Annotated in this window: 4 protein-coding genes and 1 pseudogene; 2 read left to right on the forward strand and 3 right to left on the reverse strand. The window is 58.8% G+C overall.

All coding sequences use genetic code 11. The annotated features are described in order from the left end of the window. Window positions 1-274: pseudogene (locus tag AAC035_RS15685) on the forward strand (MarR family transcriptional regulator); the annotation flags it as partial. 135 nt (window positions 275-409) lie between these two features. Here AAC035_RS15685 and lon read toward each other — a convergent pair. Then, window positions 410-2,863, reverse strand: coding sequence for an endopeptidase La (gene lon, locus AAC035_RS15690; protein WP_339805783.1), 2,454 nt, complete (start codon window positions 2,861-2,863; stop codon window positions 410-412). 258 nt (window positions 2,864-3,121) lie between these two features. Between lon and trxA the strand changes: the two genes are divergently transcribed. Then, a complete protein-coding gene (trxA, locus tag AAC035_RS15695) occupies window positions 3,122-3,991 on the forward strand; it encodes a thioredoxin (protein WP_339805785.1) in 870 nt (289 codons plus the stop codon). An 87-nt stretch (window positions 3,992-4,078) separates the two neighbouring features. Here the strand turns inward: trxA and AAC035_RS15700 are convergent, their stop codons facing one another. Further along, on the reverse strand, window positions 4,079-7,210 hold the full coding sequence (locus AAC035_RS15700; RefSeq protein WP_339805787.1) for a hypothetical protein: 3,132 nt from the start codon (window positions 7,208-7,210) through the stop codon (window positions 4,079-4,081). A gap of 399 nt (window positions 7,211-7,609) precedes the next feature. After that, window positions 7,610-8,156: hypothetical protein (locus AAC035_RS15705; protein WP_339805789.1), on the reverse strand; the 547-nt coding region annotated here is incomplete at its 5' end.

An 8,156-nucleotide genomic window follows, 5' to 3' on the forward strand; every position in this document is an offset into this window, starting at 1 on the left:
CAAGCTGATTTACCGGGTTCGCAGCACCCAGGACAAACGCAAGGTACACGCCCACCTGACGGAAGAAGGCGCCGTGCTGCTGGCCCGGGCACCGTTGCCACTGCAGGACAATTTCATCCGCAAGTTTCACCATCTGGACCAGTGGGAGCAGAGCATGATTGTGGCTTCCCTGCAGCGGGTCGCCAATATGATGGACGCCGATGATATCGACGCCTCGCCGGTACTGGATGTGGGTCCGGTGCTGCGGGAGGATGGCTGGAAGGCGGGGGAGTAAGCCCTTGTCGGGTTCTGCCTCCCCCCGTTCACCCTGACCCTGAGCTTGTCGAAGGGTGCTTGGCAGCATAAATTGGAGTTAGCGTCCTTCGACAGGCTCAGGACGAACGGGAGTTTCCAGCACCCCTCATCCACCTCAGTGCACACTCGCCCCCTTACGCGGCTTGTCACCAAAGCAGACCTGATACACGTCGTTGTAGTGTTTGGCGAAGTGCACGGTTAGACCTTCCTTCAGGTACCCCGGCAGTTCCTCGTAATCTCCCTTGTTGGCATCCGGCAGCACCAGGGTGTTTATTTTCTGGCGGCGGGCGGCGATGACTTTTTCGCGGATGCCGCCCACTGGCAGCACCTGGCCGGTCAGGGTCAGTTCTCCGGTCATGGCCATGTTCTGGGTCGGGGCTTCCTGGCGGGCGATGGAGAGCAGGGCCGTGGCCATGGTGACGCCGGCGCTGGGACCGTCTTTCGGGGTGGCGCCTTCCGGGACGTGCAGGTGCACGAAGGATTTGTCGAAAAACGTCAGGTCGCCCTTCAGCCGCTTCAGGTTGGAGGAGACATAGCTGTAGGCAATTTCGGCGGACTCTTTCATGACGTCGCCCAGTTGCCCGGTCAGCTTGAAGCCCCGCTGGCTGGTGTGAATGCGGGATGCCTCAATGCTCAGGGTGGCGCCGCCCATGGAGGTCCAGGCCAGGCCTGTAACCACGCCGGTGCCTTTCAGGGATTTTTCCTTACGGAAGGCGGGCTGGCCGAGGTAGGACTCCAGGTCGGAGACGCCCACGCGTACCGGTTTGTCCGGATTCTCCAGCAGTTTCACGATGCCTTTGCGGATGATCTTGTGTAGCTGCTTTTCCAGATTACGCACTCCGGCCTCCCGGGCGTAGCCTTCGATCACCTGGCGCAGGGCGGCATCGGAGATGTTCATCTGCTTTTTCAGCAGGCCCGCCCGTTTCAATAGCCGCGGCATCAGGTGGTGCTTGGCGATGACCAGTTTTTCCTCGGTGATGTAACCGGACAGGCGGATGGTGTCCATGCGGTCCAGCAGTGCCCGGGGAATGGTGTCCAGCTGGTTGGCGGTGCAGATAAACAGCACTTTCGACAGATCCAGCCGTACGTCCAGGTAATGGTCCAGAAACTCCCGGTTCTGTTCCGGATCCAGGGTTTCCAGCAGGGCCGAGGCGGGGTCGCCCTGATAGGACGAGCCGATCTTGTCGATTTCATCCAGCATGATCACCGGGTTCGACACTTTGGCGTCTTTCAGGGCCTGCACGAACTTGCCCGGCATGGCGCCGATGTAGGTGCGCCGGTGGCCCTTGATCTCGGCTTCGTCCCGCATGCCGCCGAGGCTGAAGCGGTAGAATTCCCGGCCGAGGGCATCGGCAATGGAGCGGCCGATGGAGGTCTTGCCGACACCGGGCGGGCCCACCAGCAAGAGAATGGAGCCGGAGACTTCGCCCTTGAAGGTGCCTTCTGCCAGAAACTCGATGATGCGGTCTTTCACGTCCGCGAGGCCGTCGTGTTCCTTGTCCAGAATGCGGCGGGCTTCGGTCAGATCAAAGTGGTCCTTTGAGGTCACGCCCCAGGGCACCTGGGTCAGCCAGTCCAGATAGTTGCGGGTAACGCCGTATTCCGGCGAGCCCTGCTCCAGTATCCGGAGCTTTTGCAGTTCTTCCTCGAACTTTTCCAGGACGGCTTCCGGAGGCTGCTTCTGGTCCATGCGCTCACGGAACCGTTCGGCATCGGCGGTCTTGTCGTCCTTGGCCATACCCAGCTCCCGCTGGATGACCTTGAGCTGTTCCCGCAGGAAGAATTCACGCTGGTGCTTCTGCACCTTGTCGTTCACTTCCTCGTTGATCTCCGCCTGCAGCCGGGCCACCTCCTGCTCCTTGCGCATGAGGATCAGCACTTTTTCCATGCGTCGCAGCAGCGGCACGGTGTTCAGTACTTCCTGCAGCTCACGACCGGGGGCACTGGTCATGGAGGCGCCGAAATCCGCCAGTGGTGAGCTGTCGTCCGGACCAAAACGAGACAGGTACTGTTTCACGTCTTCGCCGTAAAGCGGGTTGGTCCTCAGCAGTTCCTTGATGGCGCTGATGATGGCGAGGGTGTAGGCCTTGAGTTCATCGGCCGCTTCCTCCGGCTCTTCCGGGTATTCCACTTCCACCAGATAAGGGGGTTTGCGACGCAACCACTGCACAATACGGAAGCGCTGCAGGCCCTGGGCAATAAACTGGATTTTGCCGTTTTCCTGCTGGGCGTGGTGGATGCGCACGGCGCAGCCGGTGGTTTCCAGCTCATCACTGGCCGGTACTTGATTGTCCGGGTCTGGTGTCTCGACGTAGCAGATGCCCAGCATGTGGTGGTCGGTATCGCTGACCCGTGACAGGGTTTCCTGCCAGGGCTCCTGATTGACCACTACCGGTTGCACCTGGGCCGGAAAGAAGGGCCGGTTGGAGACCGGTATCACATACATGCGTTTGGGCCGCGCCTGCCCGGGAACAATCAGGCCTTTGCTTTTTTCATCCTTGCCGATGTATTCCGTCACGTCATCATCGGCGGTGGGCTTGCGGTTATCTTCGCGGGAGTCGTCAGCCATGGGGTTAGCTATTCCTGATAAATAGGGTGAACGGAAGGTGGCCGTCTGTTGAGCCCTCGGTGCAGCCAGTCTCTGCTGCAGTTAATCTGAGTCATTGTTGTTATGTAGCGTCGGCTTGGGGTATTTCAAGGCAGCGGGTCCAAACAGTCAGGCGACCCGTCCCCAGCCTTGAAATTCGCGGAATTGGCTCCATGTAGTCACTATTCCGAATTCATACGCCCGACAGGTGCGGGACGACCAATCTGCAGGTATTTCCCTATGAGTACATCGCCTTACATCTTTGAAGCCACCATGGAAAACTTCCAGGAGCAGGTCATGACGGCCTCGGAGACCACACCGGTTCTGGTGGACGTCTGGGCCGAATGGTGCGCGCCCTGCAAGCAGCTGACGCCGGTTCTGGAGAAGCTGGCGGACGCCTACAAGGGTGGCTTCCTGCTGGCCAAGGTCAACGCCGACGAACAGCAGCAGCTGACCGCCAGCCTTGGGGTACGCAGCCTGCCGACGGTGATACTGGTGAAGAATGGCCAGGCCGTGGATGGCTTCAACGGTGCCCTGCCGGAAGGCGAAGTGCGCAAGGTCCTCGACAAGCACATCGAGATTCCTGAAGAAGTGGAAGATCCCTACGAGAAGGCTCACAGCCTTTGGGAAGCCGGTGACCTCGAAGGCGCTTTGGCGATCTTCACCGAGCTGAACCAGGACAATCCGGAAGACATCAAGGTGTTGATTGACGTCGCTCAACTGAAAGCCGAGCTGGGGGATCTGGACACGGCGGAGCAGGTGCTGGAAAGCCTGCCACCGGAAGAAAAGCTTCAGCACAAGGCCAAACAGCTGGCGGCCCGTATCAAATTTTTGCGTCAGTCGGGCGACCTGACACCGGAGGCCGAACTTGCCCAAACCTTGGCGCAGAACCCGAAAGACTCCGAAGCCCTGCACCAGCTGGCTCTTCATCGGGTACTACAGGAAAACAATGCCGAAGCCATGGAGCTGCTGATCCAGTTAATGCAGAGCGATGCAGGCTACAAGGATGGCATCGCCAAGACGACGCTTGTGGAACTGTTCGAGAAGCTGGGCAATGGCAATCCGGATGTGCGGACCTACCGGCGTAAGCTGTACACCCTGATGCATTGATTGGCGGGACAAGTCAGGAAAGAAAAGCAGTAGAGCAGGAGAGCGGGTTGCGAGACGTCAGTCCCGCAACCCGCCCGGAAGCAAGACCTAAAGCAGCGTGTTGATAACGTCCTCCTCGCCGTTCGGGTAGATGATGACCGGCATGCTGTTTCGCAGTTGCAGCTGACCGATGGTTTCGCCATTGAGTATGGCGTCGCCGGCCAGTGAGTTGATATCACCACTGGTGTTCAGACCCACCCGGAACGTCAGTTCATAGCCCTGGCTGTTGAAGATCCTGCCGCGGTAGGCGGTAGGTTCTTCTGCATTACTGGTGTTCAGTGCAATGGAGTAGTTGCCACCATCCCAGCGCACATTGGCCAGCAGGTTACCGCCCCGGTAGCTGGAGCGATTGGCGGTCACCGTGACCTGCGCCGTGGGCAGTTCATTCAGGGTTACCGAACTGGTGACGCTGAGCGAAGAGTCCAGGAATCGGGTAGTGGTTTCCAGATCCGGATATTCAACCGTCAGGTCGAAACTGCCGGCCTGGGTGCGGTCATCGGCGAAACCGAACAGCTCCACGGTCTCAAGCTGGCCGGCCAGGGTCGAGCCGAAGCGCTGGACCAGGGCGTTCTCGATGATGTTATCGATCAGTGCCACTTCGTCGGTGTCGAGGGTACGGTTGGTGTTCAGATTGTAGGACAGGATGGTTTCCACACAATCAAATGTGGTTGCCTCGGGGAACTTCAGGAATGCCGGTGGGTTCTGTTCACAGCTGTTGAAGTTTTCCAGGGTTGACTCGATCAGGAATGTATAGTGGTTTGTTTCCAGGTTATCGCCCAGTCTGAATGAATACTCGGTGGCCACATCCGGAGTCGGAACGTCCAGAATCGCGACGATATCCTCCAGGCCGGTACTGAATACTGTGGTGAAGCGGGCAATCGAGCCGGGGCCGTCCGGGTTCTGGCCAAGCAAGATGTTGAAGTCTTCGGCGCCAAAGATGCTTGCGAACTCGACCCCAGCAGGCAACAGATTGCTGCTGTGGGTGATGCTCATCTCATAGCTATTGGTGGCAGAGAAAAGGAAGGAACCACTAAGCTCCCTGTTGCCATTGAATAGCTGGCTCAGGTCCAGTGTGAAATTCTGCTCCTGATTCTCACTGTCAAAGTAGGTAAAAACGACATTTGCCGGGAATTGACTGGCGATGACGTTCTGGGCTTCGTTCAACCGGCTGGTGAGGTCATCGCCAGAATAGTTGCGAGTAGTTGCGATGGGACCATTAAACACGGACCAGCCGCCCACGTTCAGGCGATAGGCGTTTGAGCCATTGGCGCCCTCCTCCAGGAACAGGGATGTGGTCGAGAAAAACGCCTCCTCGTCCTGGTTCTCGGGGGACAGCAGAAGTTCGAAGTCGCTATAGGCGACCGGAATCGTCAGGCCCGAGCGGTCATTGCTGTACTGCAGCCAGGCAAAGGTATCAAAGCTGGTGGCGTTGTTGACGTTGAGGGTGGCAGAGGTGCGGAACTGGTTGCCGTTGGCACCGCTGAAGTCGCCAGCAACACGCAGCCGGCTGAGGGAGTAGGGTCCCATGCTGAGGCTTTGGTTAAACGCAGCCCCCGGATTCAGCCTCACCAGGCTTGCGCCTATTTGTCCTTTAAAGCTGTCACCCGCCATGCCGTAGGCCTCGATGGCGCCGTCAAAGGTTGCGGCGCTGAAGGCGTCTGCCAGCTGTGTTTCCGTGATCCCTGTGCCGTTGCTCAGCGCGGCACTGAGATCCAGCTTGATTGTCATCTGGTCCAGAACCAGGCCATCCGAGCCGTCGGCATTGCTGATGACGCCGCTCAGGCCAAGCGTGTTGGACGTGGCCAGGGCGGTAATGGTGGAGCTGGTCAGATCCAGGCTGCTGGCGGGTATGTTGGTGTCCAGCTCCAGGTTGAAGGGAATCGAGGTGGTCTGGTCCGCCAGGGTAATGATGCCGTCAAGCTGGATCACCACACCGTTGTCGTTGGACAAGGTCATGTCGATGGTGGCTTCAGACTGGTCGTCGGCATTGGTCAGGCTGAACGAGCGGGTGCCGCCATTGGCCAGTAGCTGTTGCGCGGCGGCCGGATCGCTGAGCAGTTCCACAAAGGCCGCATCCAGGGCATCGCCGATAAACTGCAGCTGGCCCTGGGCGGTGGTGTCAAAAATCGCCTGAATGGTTTCTATGTCTGTGTTTACGGCGAGTCCAAGCTGATCGCTGTCCAGGTCTTCAAAGGACTGGAACCAGCCACTGGCCTGACCAACAAACGTCTGGAACTGGGCGATTTTCTCATTCTGGCTGGCATTGTCATCGACGATCAGGCTCTCGTCGTAGGTCGATGCATAACCATCAGGGCTGGCATCGTATTCGGTGGTTTTATTGTTCACCGCATCCCGGGTCAGGCTGTCCAGATCCGGCGTGGTGCTGACCACGGTCTGGCTGGCAGTGGCCAGCTGGGCCAGATTGTAGTCGTCTTCAGCGTCACCAAATATGCCGTCTTCGAAGGTGGTGGTGAATTGGGACAGTTTCTGTGCCAGGTCTTCGCTGCTGGTATCGCCGAACAGGATTTCAGCTACGGCGGCGTTCATGACAGCGGACTGACCTTCGGCAGGAGACGCATCACTGATCTGGCTGAGGCCAGTGGCCCGGGTGGTCAGGATGTCAAAACCGACCAGGTCAGACACTTCGCTATTGGCCCGGCGGGCAGCGGCCCGGGGCGAACTACCGTCAGTGATGAGTGCCTGAGCGCGACTGGCCGCAAGGGTGGACCAGGCAGTGACGGGCGCTGAAATGGTCGTCGCACTGGTGGGCGCTTCGGTTATGGTGTTCAGGCTGAAACCGGACGGTAGTTCAATCAGGTCGCCACGGCTGGCGGTTCCGCAGGCGCTGGCGTCGCATACCATGCGGGTATCGCTGTCTGCAGTGACCTCGATCTCGATAAGGTCACCACGGTAACCGGAGCCGAGTGGAAGGCTGTATGCGCCTTCGTTATCGGTTCTGGTGGTAGCGATCTGGCTGGCGCGGCTGCCACTGTCATCAAGCAGCCAGGCGGTAACAATCGCATTCCTGAGCACGCCCTTGACGGCGTTACCGCTGACGGTTTGTTCCGTGGGGGTTGCGGGTGGTGTGGACGAACTACTGCCCCCACCACCGCCACAGCCGGCAAGACCAAGGGCAGAACTGATAGCAACCGCCAAAGCGGAGGTACGGAATAGACTCATGGTTTCGGATCTTCCTGCAAGGATATCGGTTATCCGGTGATTGCCGAGGGTGGCAAACCGGTGTGCTGAATGTCGGGGGTGGCCAGGGGCCGGGTAAGGCGCAAAGGTAGGCTAGGTGGAATCGGGGGCAATTCCCGGGAAGCGGGGTGTCCGTGTGCTGTCCGATCTGGAAGCAGGTAAGGAAACGATCATGGGTACAACCTCCTGAAACACGGAAACCCCAGTTATCAGACCAATTTAGAAAGCTCTGCCCCGGTGCGCATCCCCCATTTGGGGTATGAGCGCCTGTTTTTTTGATAAGCAGTCGTCAGGTCGCGACACTAGCCGGTGAACCCGGGTCGGTGTATCAGCATAAAAAAGGCCCCGCAGTGCGGGGCCCGGGTATGGGTCTCCTATCGGTCAGTCGCAGTTGGTACAGATGGCGTAGGTGATACCAACACCGCCCTCCTGGGTTGTACCGTCATCACTGTCCGCGATCAGCGTGGTCTCGAATACCAGTAGCCGGCCATCCGGAGTGGCGAACCCGTTCAGCTCCAGGTCCACAACGCCTGGCTCACCAAAGTCCGATGACATGGTGATCCGGCCGTTGGTGCCGACGGAGTACTGGAATGTGTCGGTTGCTTCCGGGTCTCCTTCGCGAATCAGTGGCAGGTTGTTGATGAATTCCACGTAGGCGAAAGTGGTTGCACGGCTTAATGTGGCGGGGTTTCCGCCAACCGGGAAGCTGAGCGTTGCACCCGGCTCCAGATAGTCCACTTCGAAGAAGTTGGGCTGCAACCAGTAGGACTGGGAAATGACAGCGTATTCCTTGCCTTCGAGGTCAGCGCTGCTGAAGGTGTCAGAGAGTCGAACACCGGTGATCCATTCTGACTCAGACACAAAGTTCTGCTCGTTCAGAGGCTCGATCGGGTTCATCAGTGCCAGGAACAGCACGTCGGCATCGGCA

The organism is uncultured Marinobacter sp. (assembly GCF_963974375.1).
Classification (GTDB): Bacteria; Pseudomonadota; Gammaproteobacteria; order Pseudomonadales; family Oleiphilaceae; genus Marinobacter.

Excerpts from the sequence above, each read along its gene's own strand:
- trxA (WP_339805785.1), top strand. The coding sequence starts at position 3,122 with ATGAGTACATCGCCTTACATCTTTGAAGCCACCATGGAAAACTTCCAG.
- lon (WP_339805783.1), bottom strand. The coding sequence starts at position 2,863 with ATGGCTGACGACTCCCGCGAAGATAACCGCAAGCCCACCGCCGATGAT.
- AAC035_RS15700 (WP_339805787.1), bottom strand. The coding sequence starts at position 7,210 with ATGAGTCTATTCCGTACCTCCGCTTTGGCGGTTGCTATCAGTTCTGCC.